This is a genomic window from Vibrio sp. 2132-1, assembly GCF_033344315.1.
This window is the reverse complement of the sequence record NZ_JAWPON010000004.1, coordinates 249,106-267,567: the sequence shown is the minus strand read 5'-3', so window position 1 is coordinate 267,567 and position 18,462 is coordinate 249,106. Positions and strand designations below refer to the sequence as shown.

The 18,462-nt window shown below is 44.8% G+C and carries 16 protein-coding genes; 10 read left to right on the top strand and 6 right to left on the bottom strand.

Annotated features, from left to right (window positions below; translation table 11 throughout):
* Nucleotides 1–75: 75 nt before the first annotated feature.
* Nucleotides 76–1,083: a phage shock protein operon transcriptional activator gene (gene pspF / locus R8N47_RS06180; protein ID WP_017820869.1), complete on the bottom strand. Its 1,008-nt coding sequence runs from the start codon at nt 1,081–1,083 to the stop codon at nt 76–78.
* Between the two features lie 232 nt (nt 1,084–1,315).
* Between pspF and pspA the strand changes: the two genes are divergently transcribed.
* From pspA to R8N47_RS06145, 7 genes are all read left to right on the top strand, one after another.
* Nucleotides 1,316–1,987: a phage shock protein PspA gene (gene pspA, locus R8N47_RS06175; protein WP_005378119.1), complete on the top strand. Its 672-nt coding sequence runs from the start codon at nt 1,316–1,318 to the stop codon at nt 1,985–1,987.
* Nucleotides 1,988–2,001: 14 nt separating this feature from the next.
* Nucleotides 2,002–2,235 (top strand): envelope stress response membrane protein PspB, encoded by a 234-nt coding sequence (gene pspB / locus R8N47_RS06170; RefSeq protein ID WP_005378117.1) that lies wholly within the window; start codon nt 2,002–2,004, stop codon nt 2,233–2,235.
* Complete coding sequence (gene pspC / locus R8N47_RS06165) at nt 2,228–2,617, top strand: envelope stress response membrane protein PspC (RefSeq protein ID WP_064353807.1); 390 nt, start codon at nt 2,228–2,230, stop codon at nt 2,615–2,617. Before pspB ends, pspC begins: the two co-directional genes overlap by 8 nt.
* A 161-nt stretch (nt 2,618–2,778) precedes the next feature.
* The gene (locus tag R8N47_RS06160; RefSeq protein WP_064353808.1) at nt 2,779–3,810 is read left to right on the top strand and encodes an efflux RND transporter periplasmic adaptor subunit; all 1,032 of its coding nucleotides are present in this window, start codon (nt 2,779–2,781) and stop codon (nt 3,808–3,810) included.
* 1 nt (nt 3,811) lies between these two features.
* Complete coding sequence (locus R8N47_RS06155) at nt 3,812–4,909, top strand: efflux RND transporter periplasmic adaptor subunit (RefSeq protein ID WP_064353809.1); 1,098 nt, start codon at nt 3,812–3,814, stop codon at nt 4,907–4,909.
* Complete coding sequence (gene vmeI, locus R8N47_RS06150; protein ID WP_064353810.1) at nt 4,906–8,016, top strand: efflux RND transporter permease subunit VmeI; 3,111 nt, start codon at nt 4,906–4,908, stop codon at nt 8,014–8,016. The genes R8N47_RS06155 and vmeI overlap by 4 nt, the downstream gene beginning before the upstream one ends.
* 72 nt (nt 8,017–8,088) lie before the next feature.
* Nucleotides 8,089–8,655 (top strand): DNA-3-methyladenine glycosylase I, encoded by a 567-nt coding sequence (locus tag R8N47_RS06145; protein ID WP_005378109.1) that lies wholly within the window; start codon nt 8,089–8,091, stop codon nt 8,653–8,655.
* 24 nt (nt 8,656–8,679) lie between these two features.
* On the opposite strand, the gene R8N47_RS06140 is transcribed toward R8N47_RS06145, so the two are convergent.
* The 4 genes from R8N47_RS06140 to cls all read right to left on the bottom strand — a co-directional run bounded on the left by R8N47_RS06140 (nt 8,680) and on the right by cls (nt 13,579).
* Nucleotides 8,680–9,540: a lipase secretion chaperone gene (locus R8N47_RS06140; protein ID WP_064353811.1), complete on the bottom strand. Its 861-nt coding sequence runs from the start codon at nt 9,538–9,540 to the stop codon at nt 8,680–8,682.
* Nucleotides 9,541–9,552: 12 nt separating this feature from the next.
* Nucleotides 9,553–10,458: an esterase/lipase family protein gene (locus R8N47_RS06135; RefSeq protein ID WP_017820863.1), complete on the bottom strand. Its 906-nt coding sequence runs from the start codon at nt 10,456–10,458 to the stop codon at nt 9,553–9,555.
* Nucleotides 10,459–10,707: 249 nt separating this feature from the next.
* A complete protein-coding gene (locus R8N47_RS06130; RefSeq protein WP_064353812.1) occupies nt 10,708–11,913 on the bottom strand; it encodes a cystathionine beta-lyase in 1,206 nt (401 codons plus the stop codon).
* A 211-nt stretch (nt 11,914–12,124) separates the two neighbouring features.
* Nucleotides 12,125–13,579 (bottom strand): cardiolipin synthase, encoded by a 1,455-nt coding sequence (gene cls, locus R8N47_RS06125; RefSeq protein ID WP_017820861.1) that lies wholly within the window; start codon nt 13,577–13,579, stop codon nt 12,125–12,127.
* Between the two features lie 430 nt (nt 13,580–14,009).
* Between cls and R8N47_RS06120 the strand changes: the two genes are divergently transcribed.
* From R8N47_RS06120 to R8N47_RS06110, 3 genes are all read left to right on the top strand, one after another.
* Nucleotides 14,010–15,380 (top strand): sodium-dependent transporter, encoded by a 1,371-nt coding sequence (locus tag R8N47_RS06120; RefSeq protein WP_064353840.1) that lies wholly within the window; start codon nt 14,010–14,012, stop codon nt 15,378–15,380.
* A gap of 82 nt (nt 15,381–15,462) precedes the next feature.
* On the top strand, nt 15,463–16,155 hold the full coding sequence (locus R8N47_RS06115; RefSeq protein ID WP_033905107.1) for a TIGR01621 family pseudouridine synthase: 693 nt from the start codon (nt 15,463–15,465) through the stop codon (nt 16,153–16,155).
* Between the two features lie 31 nt (nt 16,156–16,186).
* Complete coding sequence (locus R8N47_RS06110; protein WP_064353813.1) at nt 16,187–17,128, top strand: class I SAM-dependent methyltransferase; 942 nt, start codon at nt 16,187–16,189, stop codon at nt 17,126–17,128.
* Between the two features lie 213 nt (nt 17,129–17,341).
* On the opposite strand, the gene R8N47_RS06105 is transcribed toward R8N47_RS06110, so the two are convergent.
* Entirely contained in the window at nt 17,342–18,397 is a 1,056-nt protein-coding gene (locus R8N47_RS06105) for a hybrid-cluster NAD(P)-dependent oxidoreductase (protein ID WP_064353814.1), read from the bottom strand.
* Between the last annotated feature and the right edge of the window lie 65 nt (nt 18,398–18,462).

Genomic DNA, 18,462 nt, shown 5'->3' with positions numbered 1-18,462 from the left:
GGTGTTATGCCATAAATGCATGCGAATTAGAGCGCAGTCACGAGCTCGTGTATTGATTGAGTACTCTCGGTCAAGTTAGCTTTGTCCGACCAAACCATATTTTCTAACCATCCCTCGTAATTGGTGATAGCTCAAGCCAAGTAGCTCGGCTGCTTGTCGTTGATTAAACTTGGCTTCTTCCAATGCACGATTGAGTAAATGGATATCTTGTTCCTCTTGCCATTGTTTATAGTCTAGAGGGAATTGGATGGTGTTGCTTGATGCTTCCTCTTCTTGTTGTTCTGCTTGTTTTGCACTATGGCCAAGCGCGCTGTGCCAAACCGTTTCAAAAGGATTGAAAACCAGTTCATCAATTGGGTGAGCATTCAGACCATGTTGGTAAATCGCACGTTCAATCACGTTTTTTAGTTCGCGGACGTTACCGGGCCATTCATATTCAATAAGCGACTGCTGCGCTTTTGGGGTAAAACCGACAAAGTATTCCAGTTGCAGTTCACGACACATTTTCATCGCGTAGTGCTCTGCTAAAGAGAGAATGTCTTCTTTGCGCTCGCGAAGAGGCGGCAACATAATGACATCGAAGGCTAGCCTGTCGAGCAGATCTGCACGAAAATCACCTTGCTCTGCCAATTTTGGTAGGTCGGCATTGGTTGCACAAACAAGTCGAACATCCGCATTGAGAGCGGTATGACCGCCAACTCGCTCATATTCACCATATTCAATGACACGTAATAGCTTTTCTTGAACTAAAAGTGGTGCGGTTGCCAGTTCGTCAAGAAACAAAGTACCGCCCTCGGCACGCTCGAAACGCCCTTTATGTTTACCTTTAGAGCCCGTGAAGGAGCCGGATTCATGTCCAAACAATTCGGAATCTATTAGCCCTTCGCTTAATGTCGCACAGTTGAGTGATAGTAGTGGTTTATCCCAACGTCTTGATAAATAATGCAAACGCTGAGCGATGAGTTCTTTACCCGTACCTCGTTCACCAATGATGAGGACAGGGCGCTCAATGGGTGCAAGTTGTGATACTTTATCTAGTACAGCGAGAAAAGCAGGTGATTCACCAATCAGGTTTTGCTTCATAAAGTCCTTCTTATTTAACAGCCGAGCCATGATTTAGAGATAGAGTTGGTAAATTTCACCAACAGTTGGTGAAAAACATCATAGCACAATAGTGTGTAACGACAACAAAATGAATAACAATCTGATTTAAAAGAAAATTATAAGTTGGCACGTTACTTGTTTTATATTCAGGGAGACACAAGGTTAATCACCACCTTGTCGAGTTTTAATAGGAAAAAAGAGGAGTTCCGTTATGGGTATTTTTTCTCGATTTGCAGATATCGTTAACTCAAACATCAGTGCATTACTGGACAAGGCGGAAGATCCTGAAAAAATGATCCGTCTTATCATTCAAGAAATGGAAGACACACTTGTTGAAGTGCGTACTAACTCGGCTAAAGCGATTGCAGACAAGAAAGAGTTGGCTCGTAAGGTTGAAACGTTAGAAGAGCAAATTGGCGAATGGGGCCAAAAAGCGAGCTTAGCATTAGTTAAAGAGCGTGAAGATCTAGCTCGTGCAGCGTTAATTGAAAAGCAAAAGCTAGAGCAAGTGATTAAGGGCCTCCACACTGAGCAAACCTTAGTGGAAGAAACGATCGATAAGCTTACTGGCGAGATTGGTAAGTTGGAAAGCAAAATTGCTGAAACGCGCGCAAAACAGCAAGCACTAGCAATTCGTAACCAAACTGCATCTAACCGTCGTGATGTGCAAAAACACCTGCACACTAGCCGTACTAATGAAGCGATGGCGAAATTTGAGCAGTACTCACGTAAAGTGGATGAAATGGAAGCGGAAGCAGACCTGTATGCTCAAACTGGTAATGCTAAATCGCTAGAACAAGAGTTTGCAGAGTTGCAGGCACAAGACGAAATTGAAAAAGAGTTGGCAAAACTGAAAGAACAGATGTCATCGAAAGATAAATAAGAAAGGAGCCATTTATGTCGGCATTTTTTATAGCAGGACCAGTGATTGTCTTTTTAATCTTTGTCGCTCCACTATGGCTCTTCTTACACTATCGCAGCAAACGCAAAACAGATAGTGCACTGTCGAGCCAAGATTTAGAGCGCCTTCAGGTACTATCTGAAAAAGCGGAAGCGATGCAGTCCCGAGTTGATACATTGGAGCGCATCTTGGATGCTGAGTCACCAACATGGAGACGAAAGTATGAATAATCGAGAACTGTATCGTGATCCAGTAAATGGCAAAATCTCCGGTGTTTGCGCCGGAATTGCCAACTACTTTGGTGCAGAAGTTTGGTTGATTCGTATTGTAGTGATTTCTGCAGCGCTGTTAGGTGGTACGTTTTTGGTATTGTTAGCGTACATCGCGATGGCGTTTATGTTAGAAAAGCAACCATTAACGTATTCTGAAAATATCAGAGCTCAGCAAGAGCATACGCTCAAAAGTAAGCCTTGGCAGAAAGGGCAAAGCCCTGATCAACTGCTCAGTGTGTTGGAAAGGGATTTTGACCGTCTTGATGGCAAAATTCGTAACATGGAAGCTTATGTTACGTCTGATACATATAGGGTGAACAGAGAATTCAGTAAGCTCTAGGCATTTTGTATCCAAAGAAGATTTAACTGAAGCAGGCATAAAGCCTGCTTTTTTATCACAAATTACTAATTTTAAAGCACTATTAATCTTTTCTGCTCTGGAAGTTCGTTCAAAATTCATCTACTTTAAAAATAATCCCCCAATTTTTATGGATGAATGTAATGAGAAAATTGCTCATTCCTATTGCCATCTCGGCTGTCTTGTCGGGGTGCGGTAAAGAACTTCCTCCTGTTCCTGAACCTGAATCGCGTCCTGCGAAGCTATTTACAGTATCTGTTGGCAATGCCCAGTTTGAGCGACATTTTCCTGCCACGACGGAAGCTGGCGATAGAGCAGTACTGACATTTCGAGTTCCTGGGCTTCTTCAAACGATAGAAGTGAATGAAGGTCAAGTCGTTAGTAAAGGTGATGTTTTGGCGTCATTAAACCCAGATGAATATTCTCTGCTCGAACAGCAAGCTCGGGCAAATTTTTTGCTCGCAGATGTGCAATACAAGCGATACCAAAAGCTACGTAAAGACCAAGTAGTATCTGAGCAAGATTTTGATGAGGCAAAAGCGAATCACAACTCAGCAAAAGCTCAATGGAATCAAGCAAAGGCAAACTTAAGATATACCAAACTTGTCGCGCCATATGATGGCACTATTTCGTACATTCCAGCAGAAAACCATGAATATGTTGCCGCGAAAGAAGGGGTGATGAATATTCAGTCCAACCAATTCCTCAAAGTGATATTCCAAATCCCAGACTATCTTCTAAATCGTTACACGCAGGGGAGCGATGTCTCTGCCAGAATGATATTTGATGCGTTCCCCGAGCGAGCCTTTGACTTAACCTTTCAGGAAATCGATACAGAAGCCGACCCTAAAACGGGCAGTTACAAAGTCACGATGGTCATGGAGCGGCCAGCAGAAATAGGCCTTTTGCCGGGAATGTCTGGCAATGCTTACCTCCTGTCCAAAAGTGCAGGAGCGACAAAGATTCCTAACTCCGCGTTGCTAGAAGAGAACGGCAAAACATACGTTTGGCGTGTCGATGAGCAAGGCATTGTGTCCAAAGCCGCAATTGAGATGAATGACAAAAATCAAGTGTTAGTTGGGCTTAACGATGGCGACCAAATCATTATCTCGGGTGTCAGTGTAATTGAACCCGGAATTAAGGTAAGAGCGTGGATTAAGGAAAGAGGGTTGTAATATGAAAGGAGTCATCTCTCTAGCGACTTTACTTTCAACGCTTTTTCTCGTTGGCTGTGGGGATAAGGCGCCAGAAAAAGAGCTCGAAACGCCACGAGTTAGAGTTACGTCATTAGCGGGAAACAAGGTGGATGACAACTTGTACTTCCCTGCGGTTGCGAATGCAGCGGATCGCTCTCATTTGAGCTTCAGAGTGGCAGGAGAAGTCAGCAGCATCATGGTAAAAGAGGGCGACAAAGTCACGAAGGGTGATGTTATTGCAACGCTAGATCCCACGGACTATGAGTTGGATGTAGATAATGCGAGTGCGCGTTTTTCTGTTGTCGACAGTCAGTATCGCCGCTCACGCCCTTTGGTTGATAAAGGCCTATTAGCTAAGTCTCAGTTTGATGAAATTGCAGCACAACGACAAATCGCCTTAGCTGAGCTTCAGTTAGCCAAACTTCGTCTATCATTTACTGCCTTAAAAGCGCCCGTGGATGGGGTTATTTCGCGAGTTAATATCGACCAATTCGAAAATGTTCAAGTCGGACAGCATATCGTTAATATTCACAGCTTGGAGCGAGTCGAAGTGTTGATTCAGCTTCCTGACCGCCTCTATGTGAACCAACCGCCAACGGAAGAAAGGCTTACCGCGATCAAAGCATTAGTGCGCGTGCCCAGTGGTAACGAATATAACGCGACGGTAAAAGAATTTACAACCGAACCCGACCCAACAACAGGTACGTTTACTGTCACACTGTCGCTTCCTATGCCGGAAGAAGAGTACATCCTAGATGGTATGGCTGTTGAGGTAACTTCTAAAGACGAGAATGTTGGGCTTGATCTCAACCTAGGAATTAATGTTCCTATCGAAGCCATTTTTAATGCGGATGGTGACGAGCTGGGGCGCGAAAACAAATTTGTTTGGGTACTGAATGACGACAATACGGTATCGCGCAAACAGGTGCGAGCAGGTAAGGCATCTAAAACGTCCATTCAAATCCTTGATGGTCTCATGCTCAAAGACAAAGTTGTGATTGCCGGTGTTTCTCGATTAAGGGATGGCATGAAAGTGGAAGTGATACAGGAAATGGCTACGCAGGAGGCCGGTCTATGAGCGATCTTAATAAATCAGTGCCTCAAAGTGATGATGATGTGACCGGTATTGCTGCGTACTTCATCCGAAATCGCGTCATCAGTTGGATGGTCGCACTGATATTTTTGATTGGTGGTATCGCCGCATTCTTTGGTTTAGGGCGTCTTGAGGACCCTGCTTTTACTATTAAAGATGCGATGGTAGTGACCTCTTACCCTGGTGCGACACCGCAACAAGTCGAAGAAGAAGTGACGTACCCAATCGAAAAAGCGATTCAGCAGCTTACTTATGTTGATGAAGTAAATTCGATTTCTAGCCGAGGCTTATCTCAAATCACGGTCACGATGAAGAACAATTATGGCCCTGATGATCTACCACAAATTTGGGATGAGTTGCGCCGTAAAGTGAACGACCTTAAAGGGACGTTGCCTCCAGGTGTGAATGAACCTCAAGTGATCGATGATTTTGGTGATGTTTACGGGATTTTGTTAGCGGTGACTGGCGACGGTTATAGCTATAAAGAGCTACTAGATTACGTCGATTACTTACGCCGAGAGCTCGAACTGGTTGATGGCGTGAGTAAAGTTTCGGTATCCGGGCAACAGCAAGAACAAGTTTTCATCGAAGTATCGATGAAAAAGCTGAGCAGTATAGGTCTTGCTCCGGATACCGTGTTTAATCTTCTTTCGACGCAAAACGTGGTTTCTGACGCAGGAGCGATCAGAATTGGTGACGAGTACATCAGAATTCAGCCGACTGGCGAGTTCCAGAGTGTGGAGGAGCTGGGTGATTTGTTAATTACTGAGTCGGGCGCTCAGGGGCTCATTTTCTTGAAAGATGTGGCGGAAATAAAACGTGGTTACGTAGAAGTCCCGAATAATATTATTAATTTTAACGGAAGTCTTGCACTAAACGTCGGCGTTTCTTTTGCTGAAGGCGTCAACGTCGTTGAAGTCGGAAAAGCATTTGATCATCGCCTTGCCGAGCTAAAGTACCAGCAACCTGTCGGTATCGAAATTTCGGAAATCTATAGTCAGCCGAAAGAAGTGGATAAATCGGTTAGCGGTTTTGTTGTGAGCTTGGCTCAAGCTGTCGGTATCGTCATTATCGTACTTCTGTTCTTTATGGGGCTACGTTCTGGGCTACTAATCGGTTTAATCTTGCTGCTGACGGTGCTGGGTACGTTCATTTTCATGAAGTATCTCGCGATAGATTTACAGCGGATTTCATTAGGTGCCTTGGTTATCGCGTTAGGTATGCTGGTGGACAATGCCATCGTTGTGGTTGAGGGGATTTTGATTGGTACTCAAAAAGGGCGAACTCGACTCCAAGCAGCGACCGACATTGTTACCCAAACAAAGTGGCCATTACTTGGGGCAACTGTGATTGCGGTAACTGCATTTGCGCCAATTGGACTGTCTGAAGACTCGACGGGCGAATACTGTGGCACTTTATTTACGGTTCTGCTGATCTCTTTAATGTTGAGCTGGTTTACCGCTATTTCGTTGACACCATTCTTTGCTGACATCTTCTTTAAAGGCCAGAAGATTAAACAAGGTGAAGGGGAAGAAAATGATCCATATAACGGGGTTATTTTCGTTATTTATAAAAAGTTTCTTCAGTTTTGTATGCGTCGTGCTTGGTTTACCGTTGTGGTGCTGATTGCGGGATTAGCGGCAAGTGTTTACGGGTTCACCTTTGTGAAGCAAGCGTTTTTCCCATCTTCGACAACGCCGATTTTTCAGTTAGATGTATGGATGCCAGAAGGAACTGATATTCGAGCAACTAACACAACGCTTAAAGAGTTAGAAAGTTGGTTAGCTAAGCAAGAGCATGTTGACCATATCACGACGACCGCGGGTAAAGGCTTACAGCGCTTCATGTTAACGTACGCGCCAGAGAAAAGTTATGCGGCTTATGGTGAGATAACCACTCGTATGGAAAATTACGAAGCGTTAAAACCATTAATGGCGAAGTTTCGAGAGTATTTAAAAGCCAACTACCCAGAAATCAATTACAAGCTCAAACAGATTGAGTTAGGCCCTGGTGGTGGTGCAAAAATTGAAGCTCGCATTATTGGCTCAGATCCAACCGTCCTTCGCACGATAGCCGCTCAGGTCAAGGACATCATGTACGCCGACCCTCAGGCAACAAATATCAGGCATGATTGGCGTGAACGAACCCAAGTTCTTGAACCTCAGTTTAACGAGAGTCAGGCACGTCGCTATGGCATTACCAAATCGGACGTCGATGATTTCTTGTCCATGTCATTCTCTGGAATGACGATAGGCTTATACCGAGACGGCACGACGCTCATGCCTATCGTGGCTCGCTTACCTGAAGATGAACGTATTGATATTCGTAACATCGAAGGCATGAAAATATGGAGTCCAGCACAGAGTGAGTTTATCCCACTTCAACAAGTCACAATGGGTTACGACATGCGTTGGGAGGATCCTATCATCGTACGTAAGAACCGTAAGCGTATGCTCACTGTGATGGCAGACCCTGATATTCTAGGTGAAGAAACCGCATCGACGTTGCAAAAACGTTTACAGCCCCAAATCGAAGCGATTCAAATGCCTCCTGGCTATTCACTAGAGTGGGGTGGTGAATACGAATCTTCTGGTGATGCTCAAGAGTCGCTGTTTACTACCATGCCAATGGGGTACTTGTTCATGTTCTTGATCACTGTATTCCTATTTAACTCTATCAAAGAGCCACTCATTGTTTGGCTTACCGTGCCGCTGGCGTTAATTGGTGTCACTACCGGTTTGTTGGCGCTCAACACGCCGTTTGGTTTTATGGCATTGCTCGGCTTCTTAAGCTTATCGGGAATGGTGCTCAAAAATGGCATCGTATTACTGGACCAAATTGAAATTGAAATGAAGTCCGGTAAAGAGGCTTATGACGCGGTCGTTGATGCTGCGGTAAGTCGCGTCCGTCCCGTTTGTATGGCTGCTATCACGACGATCCTTGGTATGATCCCACTGTTGCCAGATATTTTCTTCAAACCAATGGCGGTTACGATTATGTTTGGTTTGGGTTTTGCGACAGTCCTGACACTGATTGTCGTGCCAGTGTTGTATCGTTTGTTCCATAAAGTGGCAGTACCGAAACAGGCTTAGTGCTACTGATATAACGATGAAAAATATCGCGCCTCTAGCTCATCAGTTAGAGGCGCTTTTTAAGGAAGAATAATGACAGAACAAAAAACGTGTGCGTGGGCGATGAATCACCCATTAGAACGCGAATATCATGATTCCGAATGGGGCGTGCCAGTATATGACGACCAAGTCCTGTTTGAATTTATTACTTTGGAAGGTGCGCAAGCTGGGCTTAGCTGGATCACCATCCTTAAAAAACGCGAAGGTTACAGAGAAGCGTTCGAGAACTACGACCTAGATGCGTTGGAACAAAGAAATGAAGAACGCGCTGAATACATCGTGGAAAACTTCGATGTTGTGAGACATCGCGGAAAGATTAACTCGGTATTTAGTAATGCCAAAGCGGCTAAAGCGTTAATTGCTGAATACGGGAGTTTATCAGACGCGTTGTGGCAGTTCGTGGACGGTGAACCAATCGTCAATCAATGGCAACATATGAGTGACGTACCAGCTTCGACAGAGCAATCCAAAGCCATGAGTAAATTCCTAAAAAAGAAAGGCTTCAAGTTTGTCGGTGAAACCATCTGTTATGCTTTCATGCAAGCCGTCGGCATGGTGGATGACCATATCGTTGGATGTCCTAAAAAGCAGAATAAGTAACGTTTGGCGATTAAGCTAATGTTGTTAGTTCTGGCTATCATGAATACGTTCCAAAGCTTCGATTCGACGCCATTGAGTGGTATCGAAGCTTTGTTTTCTTAAAGCAATGATTTCTGCCTGTTTTTCGTCTTGCCCTAGAAAATCTCTATTCAGAATATTTTGACGCTGCTTTAAGTAAGTGGCGAGTTGAGTCTCAAATGATGCTCTTTGCTCATCAAGCTTTTGCAGCCTCTGCGCTCCGGCATCTCCTACCAGAGCAACACGGGCGATGTACTTGTCTTGTGAATCAAGCTGAGAAGCTTGCTCGAGCTGCTTTGCTAATGCGTTATTGCGTTCACTTTCTCGTATGTAATCCGGTTGTTCTGATAACGCTTGATTGAGAAGGTGGGTCTGACTCTCGATATCCGATGCCTGTTTTTTGATCGTCAGCTTTTCTAATGCAAGCTGGCGAAGTCGGTTTTCTTCGTCAAACAACTGGGTTATCTGCACCTCGTTAAAGTATTGAAGCTGTAAGTTCAGTATTGCTTCATTCAGCATGGTTAAATGTTCAAGCGTTAGGTGGTTGTGCTCAAAAGGCTCTAATGCAGAGAGTGCTTGCTTGTAGGAAAGGTAGGTTTGAAAAAGTTTGGCATCAATATTCAGAGTTTGCTTTGCTAAAGTGTCATCATTAACTTCCGCTTTGATCGTATCGAGATCTTCTTCGCCCAGCCGGCTAAGAGAATATTCGAAGAAGTCTTTTGGGGAAGAGACATCGGCGGCTATATCTTGCTGAGATTGCGAATGGTTAGAGGTTATCTCTTGTTGTTTGTCGCTTTGCAACAGAGAAAGCGCTCCCACGCCAAATATCGAGAGCAGGATAAAAGTGGTGAGAGCGACTTTCTTCATTGTGATGACCTCTTATAAACCTTGAAGTTTGAGACGATTTGCATGTTGGCGATAAAGCGTGACTGGATCGGTTTCAAAAAGATGATGAATACCGAGCAGGCCGTTAATTTCATCCAAATGGTTCATTTGATAATCATCACGTATGACTTTGCCCAAATGTGTGCTGCACGCACCAACTAAGCCATCATTTGGCCCATCAAAGGCTAAGCCAAGTACCATCATGGCAGCGTCGGTCGGATCGAAAACGTTTGTAAAAGTGGATGATCCGGTCCATGAGTAGTAATAAACGCCATTTGAAGCCAGCAAGTCACCATTACCACATTCACTGGTAGGGACCCCCTCCGGGTAGTGTTGGTTAAACGCTAATGATCCTTCCGTGGTTAATGCTGCTAGTGAGGCTAAAGGGTCTTGGTCGAGATCAGAACCACCTGATAGAAGATTAATAAGAGTAGTTAAGCCTTGCGCCAGTTTTACCGCGAGCTGCTCACTACCCGAACCCTCAGATACGGTGCCACGAACTAAATCTGCCACTTTAGACCCTTTATTAACGCCTCCTATACTCGTAACTGATGCGACTAGGTCAGGACGGACAGAGGCAACATAGCGCGTTGTTGGACCACCATGACTGTGACCAATGAGATTGACTTTCTCTGCGCCTGTTGCTGCAAGTAAGGTTTCTACTTGAGCAAGCAGTTGCTCCCCTCGAACTTCGCTGCTGTTGGTCGCGGATACCTGTGCAACATAAACCGTAGCGCCATCTTTTGTTAAGGAATGTGGTATTCCGAAAAAGTAATCAACGCCTGCCAGGGTATCAAAACCAAACAAACCGTGAACCAGAACAATCGGATACTTGGTTTGGGTATAACCTGTTGCAGCGTATACGGAGGTTATTGGGACGGTAACTAAGGTAAAAAGCATTAGCGCTATAAATTTGAGTTTCAAAACTATCTCCTTGTGGTATGACCTCTTATGAATGATAAAAAGTAGGAGAGAAACTCTAAATTTGGAAAGCCTATTTGTGGCACATTATTTCATTCTGTGACTGCTCAATTGAAAAACAACACAAATGATTAACATTAATTAATGGGTTCGGGTGAATGTTAGTTAATTCTAATTAAGTCAGGGGCTTATAAAAACGCCCCGCAATGCAGGGCGATTCAATCATTGTTATAGGGAGGCTTCTTTTTCAAGCATTAAGGCATTATAACGCGCAAAACCAGCCTCTAAATCAGCGATCAAGTCATTTACGTCTTCTAAGCCAATATGAATACGAACCAAAGTACCTTCAAAGTGTGGGTGAGCTATGGTTCTCAGGCTGTTAAAGCTCTTAGGTTCGTTAGCTAGAATGAGGCTTTCATAACCGCCCCAAGAGTAACCCATACTGAAGTGTTTCATACCATCAAGCAGAGCCGTCGTCGCTTTTGGATAAGACGTTTTGAGAACAAATGAAAACAAGCCGTTTCCACCTGTGAAGTCTCGTTTGAAAAACTCATGGCCAGGGCTTGTTTCTAAAGCTGGATGGCGGACATGATCAACTTCTGGGCGAGAAGCGAGCCACTGAGCGACTTTTAAACTGCTTTCTGCGTGCTGTCTTAGGCGAACATCCAACGTGCGAATACCTCGAAGACCTAGGTATGCGTCGTCAGGAGAAACGCACTGACCCATCAGGTAGCTTTGTTCACGAAGCTGATCCCAATACTTTTCAGAAGCCACAGCAGTACCTAGCATGACATCTGAATGTCCAACAATATACTTAGTTGCCGCTTGAATGGAAATGTCTACGCCATGCTCGAAAGGAGAGAAGTTCACGCCTGCTCCCCATGTGTTGTCAAGCATCACGATGATATCTTGCTCGTGGGCAATGCGCGCTAATGTAGGTACATCTTGGACTTCCATGGTTATTGAACCAGGAGACTCCAAGAAAAGGACTTTGGTATTCGGCTGAATCAAGTCTCGGATACCTTCACCGATCATTGGGTCATAATAGGTGGTTTCGATGCCCATTTTCTTCATTATGGTGTTACAAAAGTCACGAGTTGGTTCGTAACAAGTGTCCACCATTAGAATGTGATCGCCAGTTTCAACGAAAGAGAGGATGGCGTTTGAAATTGCTGCCGTTCCACAAGGGTAAAGCGCGCAACCAGCTCCACCTTCAATCTCAACCATTGCGTCTTGGAAAGCAAAGTGCGTGTTGGTGCCTCGGCGACCATAAAACAATGTTTTGTTTGCACGATTAATGGTGGCTTGGTTCTTTTCTGCAACGGTATTGAATACCACGGTTGAAGCGCGTTGAACGGGTGGGTTTACAACACCATTTGTCCACTTTTTATCGCGGCCAGCGGTAATGAGTTTGGTTTTTTTTCCCTCTGACATAAAAGTTCCCTGTCTTAAATATTGCGGTTTTGAATATTTAAAACATGGACGACGTAGGTTATGCAAGGGAAAAGTCAACTATCAGCCAATAACAGCCAAGATGAACAGGTAATGATGTCGAGAGGTATCGTGTAGATAGGGAGCTAAAAGAACAAACCTCCAGCAGGATGCATGTAGCGCTGGAGGTTTTTTAGCCTGTGTATTTGAGGTATTAGAGGAGTGGGTTGAAGAGATAGAACACTCGCTCTAAGAACCGAGAAAATAGGCTCCTTTTCTCCCATTCTTCCAATACAACAGTGTGAGATTGCTTAATATAGCTATCTTGTAACCAAGACATTTGCTTGGTGAACTCTTCGTCATCAACGGCGAGGGTCACTTCGAAGTTCAGCCACAAGCTGCGCATATCCATGTTTACGGTGCCAACTAAACAGAATTGGTCGTCAATTACGACAGATTTTGTATGCAGCAAACCACCATAAAACTCATAAATCTTGACCCCTGCACTCAAGAGCTCACTATAAAAAGCGCGTGAAGCCCATTGCACCATCATAGAGTCATTTTTATGGGGAATAATGAGTTCAACGTTAATGCCTCGTTGTGCTGTCATCTTTAACGTTTCGAGTAAATCAGCATTGGGCACGAAATATGGTGTTGTGATTCGTACCGAGCGATTGGCTTGGTTTATTGCCAATGTTAATACTTGATAGATCAGATATTCCGGCATACCTGGGCCAGAAGGCACAACCTGAATAGGGTGTTGGAATTCACTCTCATCGATCTTGCATTCAGGTAGTCTTGGTAAATGACGTTCGCCAGTTTCGACTTCCCAATCCCAACAGTGGATGGCACTCAATACGTTTACCGTTGGTCCTGTAATGCGAACCATGATATCCACCCAATGCCCAACGCCACTATTTTGCTTGAAGTAAGCCGGGTCAACCAAGTTCATTGAACCTGTATAAGCAATTTCATCATCAATTACGATGATCTTGCGATGTTGGCGAAGATCAAGACGACGTAAGAAAATACGCCACATCTTCACTTCTAGCGCTTGAATAACTTCAATTCCAGCATCCTGCATCATTCGATACCAAGGACTTCTGAAAAAACGTGGACTACCTGCTGAATCGAGCAATAGTTTGACATCTACGCCGCGTTTAGCCGCTTGAATAAGCGCAGAAGCGACAGAGTCAGCCAAACCACCCGGATGCCAAATGTAGAATACCATTCGAATACTGCTCTGCGCGTTTTCGATGTCTTCAATAATGGAATGCAAAATCTCATTAGGTGACTGTTGCAGCGACAATGTATTACCGCTCAATGCGGGAAGACCAAGGCGGTTGTTACAAAGTTCATCAATTCGGTAGATGTGCCTTCCCATCGTTTCTGGGTTGTGCGCGTTACAGTCGTTAAGCTGACTGAACCACTTCTCGAATGGTGTAAACATCTCTTTCGCACGTTCGGCTCGCTTTCTGCCTAAGTTCAGTTCACCGAAGAGGAAATAACATGCGACACCCAGAACGGGAAGGATATAAATGATCATTAGCCAAGCTAAAGACACGCTCACTGCACGGCGCTTTAAAACGACACGAATGGTCACACCTGCGACCAGTAACCAATATAGCCCGATGCCAGCTAAAGTAAGAAAGTGATAAAACTTGTCCATATACGCTCAGAGTAATATGCCCTTCTAGGATATTAAGCATAAAAGTGGGTTGGGGGAATAGATTTCCCATTTAGACATGGGATTGACCTTATATGAGGAACGAATTTCATAACAGCTGATTCTGTTATTTTAATGTGAAAAATAAGGTCATTCTTTAACTTTTGAACAAAAAAGCAGCATTTAACCTGCGTAACTCGACACTTGTGCGATAAATGTACTTTTTTGGGGTTCCAATTTTAAAGGGGAGCTGCTTTACTTTCTAGACATAGTGCGTCGAACGCTTATTTTATAAGTGTACAATAATTTTTACATAAACTTTTTAGACGCCTATCTCTATGCATACACAACAAACTAATTTTGGAGAAAAAGCGTGGCTACAACTAATACAGCAGCACCACGTGATACGTGGGGGTCTAAACTAGGCTTCGTAATGGCAGCAGCGGGTTCCGCTGTCGGTTTAGGCAATATATGGAAATTCCCTTACACAGCAGGTGAGAGTGGCGGCGGTGCATTCGTTGCTATCTATCTTATCTTTGTAATTTTTATCGGCTTTAGCGTGATGCTGACAGAGTTCGCTATTGGTCGTAAGACAGGTCTTTCTGCCGTAGGTGCATTCAAGACAACTGACCGACGCTGGACGTTCACTGGCGTTATGGGAGTCTTCAGTGGTCTTTTGATCATGGGCTTCTACCCTGTGGTTGGTGGTTGGGCATTGGCCTACATCTTTAAAGTGGGTGGTGGTCTACTCAGCGCGCCAGAAGCAATTGGCGACAGTTTTGGCGGTTTCATCTCAGATCCGATTCAACCTTTAATGTGGATGGGTGTTTACCTGTTCCTTAACGTCATGATTGTGATGAAAGGGATTTCGGGTGGTATTGAGAAAGCCGGTAAGGTTCTGATGCCGCTTCTGTTCTTAATCCTAATCGTTGTTTCTGTTAAAGGCTTGATGCTGCCAGGTGCAATGGCTGGCCTTGAGTTCTTATTCATGCCGGACTTTTCTAAAGTCGACAGCAACGTGGTTCTTGCTGCACTAGGACAGGCGTTCTTCTCACTTAGCTTAGGTATGGGTTGTATGATGACGTACGGTTCTTACCTGAAGAAGAAAGAGAACCTAGTTCAAACAACCGGTATGGTTACAGCTATGGATACAGGTGTCGCGATTCTTGCTGGTGTTGCTATGTTCCCAGCTATGTTTGCCTTTGGCATGGAGCCTTCGGCAGGCCCTGGTCTTGTATTTGTTGTCGTTCCTCAGCTGTTTGCTGAAATGGGCGGAGTGATTGGGTTGCTATTCGCGTTGCTATTTTTCATCGGTTTGACGGTGGCGGCATTAACTTCTTCAGTATCATTATTGGAAGTTGTCGTGTCTTACCTAATCGACGAGAAAGGCATGAAGCGCTCTAACGCTGTTCTGTCTGCAAGTGCAGTTATGGCGGCATTATGTATTTTTGCGTCACTATCTTTAGGTGGAATGGGGCCAACGCTGTTCGGTACCGGTGCCTTTGATATTTTCGACTTGCTAACGGACAAAATCTTCTTAGCGGTTGGTGGTATGTTGGTTTGTATCTTTGCAGGATGGCGCCTAAGCCGTGCTGAGCTAGAAAAAGAGATCACTAATGACGGCGAAGTATCCTTCCCGCTATTTGGATTGTGGTACAACCTAGTTAAATACCTGATTCCTGTTGCGATTGCTATTGTTGCCTTCATGGGGATTAAGTCTGGCTTTGATAGTGGCAAAGGTGAAATCATGCTGCTGGGTATCGCAATCATTGGTCTTGCTGGCATTTTCTCGAAGAAGCTTTAGCAAATACCTTGGGGGCAAGCCTCGATAGCTTTGTCCGATAACTTATGTATACTGCTGGCTCCAAACGTGGAGCCAGTTTTTTATGTTCGATATTCTACATACTCATCCCGATTTTCTGATCATCAATAAGCATCCTAACGTCTCTGTTCATAAAGACGATGGCGACACAATGCTGCTGCAAGAAGTGGCTAAGCAGAGTGGTGATGAGCATCTCTATCTTATCCATCGCTTGGATAAAATGACATCGGGTATTCTGCTCCTCGGACGCAACGCCAAAGCGGGCAGTGCGTTATCGCAAGCTTTTGCTGACCGCCAAGTGGAAAAGTTCTATCTGGCGATTGGCTCTAAAAAGCCGAAAAAGAAACAAGGTTTGGTCGTTGGTGATATGGAGCGTTCGCGCCGTTCATCATGGAAGCTGGTCAACAGCAAAAATAACCCAGCCGTTACCCAGTTTTTCTCTCTTGCGGCAGAGCCCGGAGAGCGTTTATTTTTATGTAAGCCGCACACTGGTAAAACGCATCAAATCCGCGTGGCATTAAAATCGGTTGGCTCAGGTATTGTTGGCGACCCGATTTACAATGCAGGCAATGAGGCTGATCGCGGTTATCTGCATGCATTTTCACTTTGCTTCCAATACCGAGATGAGCAATATCGCTTTGTTTGCGATCCACGAGAATACAAAGTGCTTGGTAACAAATGGCACAGTGAAATCGTCTCTCAGGGTTTGGATACTTGGCTTTCCCCCTGGGAACTGAACTGGCCTACGATCAAATAACCGTCACAAAGAAAACTAATAAGAGAACTCGATGCAAGCATCACAACTTCCGCTGTTTTTTCAGCATCTAGAAACCGAGCTAGCGCAAGCTCCGAATGAAATTCGTCGACTGTTTCATGGTCGTGGTCGTCGTTTTGAGGGCCTAGAGCAAATCACCTGTGACTGGTTACAAGGTCAGTTGATCATCAACTTGTTTAAAGAAGTCGACGACGTGTTTCTCGCTGAGCTGAAAAGCGGCCTCAATGCGTTGGTACAATCACCACTGTGGGCAGACAAGCAAGGTCGTACTATGGTTATTCAGCACCGTTATGCCGATGGTGCGCCTTCAGAAGTGCTTGTCGGTGAATTAGATGCTCGCCCTGTCGTTGAAGAAAGCGGTTTGAAATACCAATTGGATATTGGCCGCAATCAAAACTTCGGTCTGTTTTTGGACATGCGCTACGGTCGCGATTGGGTACGGGAAAATGCGAAGCATAAAAACGTGCTTAACTTGTTTGCTTACACCTGTGGCTTTTCTGTCGCTGCCATTGCGGGTGGCGCAGATAAAGTGGTTAACGTCGACATGGCAAAAGCGTCGCTGTCTAAAGGTCGTGAGAACCACAAGCTAAATGGTCATAACATCAACCAGGTAAGCTTTATGGGGCACGATATCTTTAAATCGTGGGGTAAGATTAAGAAATCTGGTCAGTATGACTTGATCATTATCGATCCGCCTTCATTCCAGAAAGGCAGCTTTGCGCTGACTAAAGACTACAAAAAGATTCTACGTCGATTGCCGGATTTGTTGGCAGAAGGCGGTCAAGTGATGGCATGTGTGAACTCACCATCTGTGACAAGCGACTTCTTGATTGAAAGCATGAAAGAAGAAGCGCCAGAGTTGACATTCCGTGAGCGTCTGGATAACCCACCAGAGTTTATGGACGTAGACAGCGAAGCAGCATTGAAAGTGTTGCTGTTTAGCGAGAAGCAATGACGACGAAACGAAAGTTGTGCCTATCTATAATACCAGCCGTTTGAGTACGGCTGGCATTTCCACGATACCCCGTTAATCTGAATAGCGAGACGCGAGTGTGATTCAGAGTCTATTATCAGAGTGAGTTATTCCTAACACGCTGATATTAGATTCCTGACCTCGCCTAGGCTCGTCGGAATGACGGGAAACAATAAAAGATCGATACCAGCAGCATTAACCGATCTGCACTTCAAGATCCGCTTCGATGATTGATGAGCAGGCGAGCACATAGCCTTGTTCAATTTCTTCTGGCGTCAATGTTTCTAGGCTAGTGGAAGAAACGTTGCCTTTACGAACCTTGCATTTGCACGAGCCACAAATTCCGCTTCGACAAGCGACGATTAATGGTAAACCTGCGCCTTCGAGCACATCGGCCAGTACCTGACCTTTTTGCGCATCGATGCTTTGAGCAAAATCAGGAACAAAAACGTTAACCGTCTCATCGGAGACCGATGATTCTGCGCCAGTCGCTGGCGTAAAACTCTCTTGGTAGAAGTTCGTCATGTCAAAACCAAGATCATTCAAATAGCCGTGAACATCTTGCATAAACTGGCTTGGACCACACAGGTAAACGGTGCGTTGCTTGAAATCAGGAACAAGCTCTTTAATCCAGTCGGCATTCAAACGACCTTGTGGGTGTGACGTTCCTTCACGGTTTTTCAGCAACAGCTTTAAATGGAAGTTGGGATATACGGCGTCTAACGTTTCTAGCTGATCGTAGTAAATCGTCTCTTCTGGGCTGCGTGCGATATGAAGAAATGCGATGTCCACATCGTTTTCGTTTTCATCTTGATTACTCAGCCAGTGTTTTGCCATCGAAAATACGGGCGTGACGCCGCAACCTGCACTGATAAGCAAGGCTTTTGTTTCGCCATCACGTAACACGGGTGGATGGTCGATGCAGTTAAATTCGCCTGCTGGTGGTAATGCTTGAACAGTATCACCGAGCAGCAGCGAGTCAACGATGTAGTTCGATACTTTACCGCCAGATACTCGTTTGATGGTGAGTTGAAGGTGATCGTCTTCATTGATCGAGCTGATTGAATAGGAACGAAACTCCATTTTTCCATCAATTTCGACGCCCAAGTTAATAAACTGGCCAGGCTTAAACTGAAACAGAAGTGATTCGGTTAGTTCGGCCAATTTGATGCTGACGGTGTCGTGTGTTTCGAAGTATTTGTCGATGCAACGGAGTGTGACGGGTTGGTTACCTTGCCATTCAAAAAACATAACGATCTCTTTGGTTGTGGCTATTTTTGGTTCGAAATAGATAGCGCCTCCGCGTAAGGAGGCGC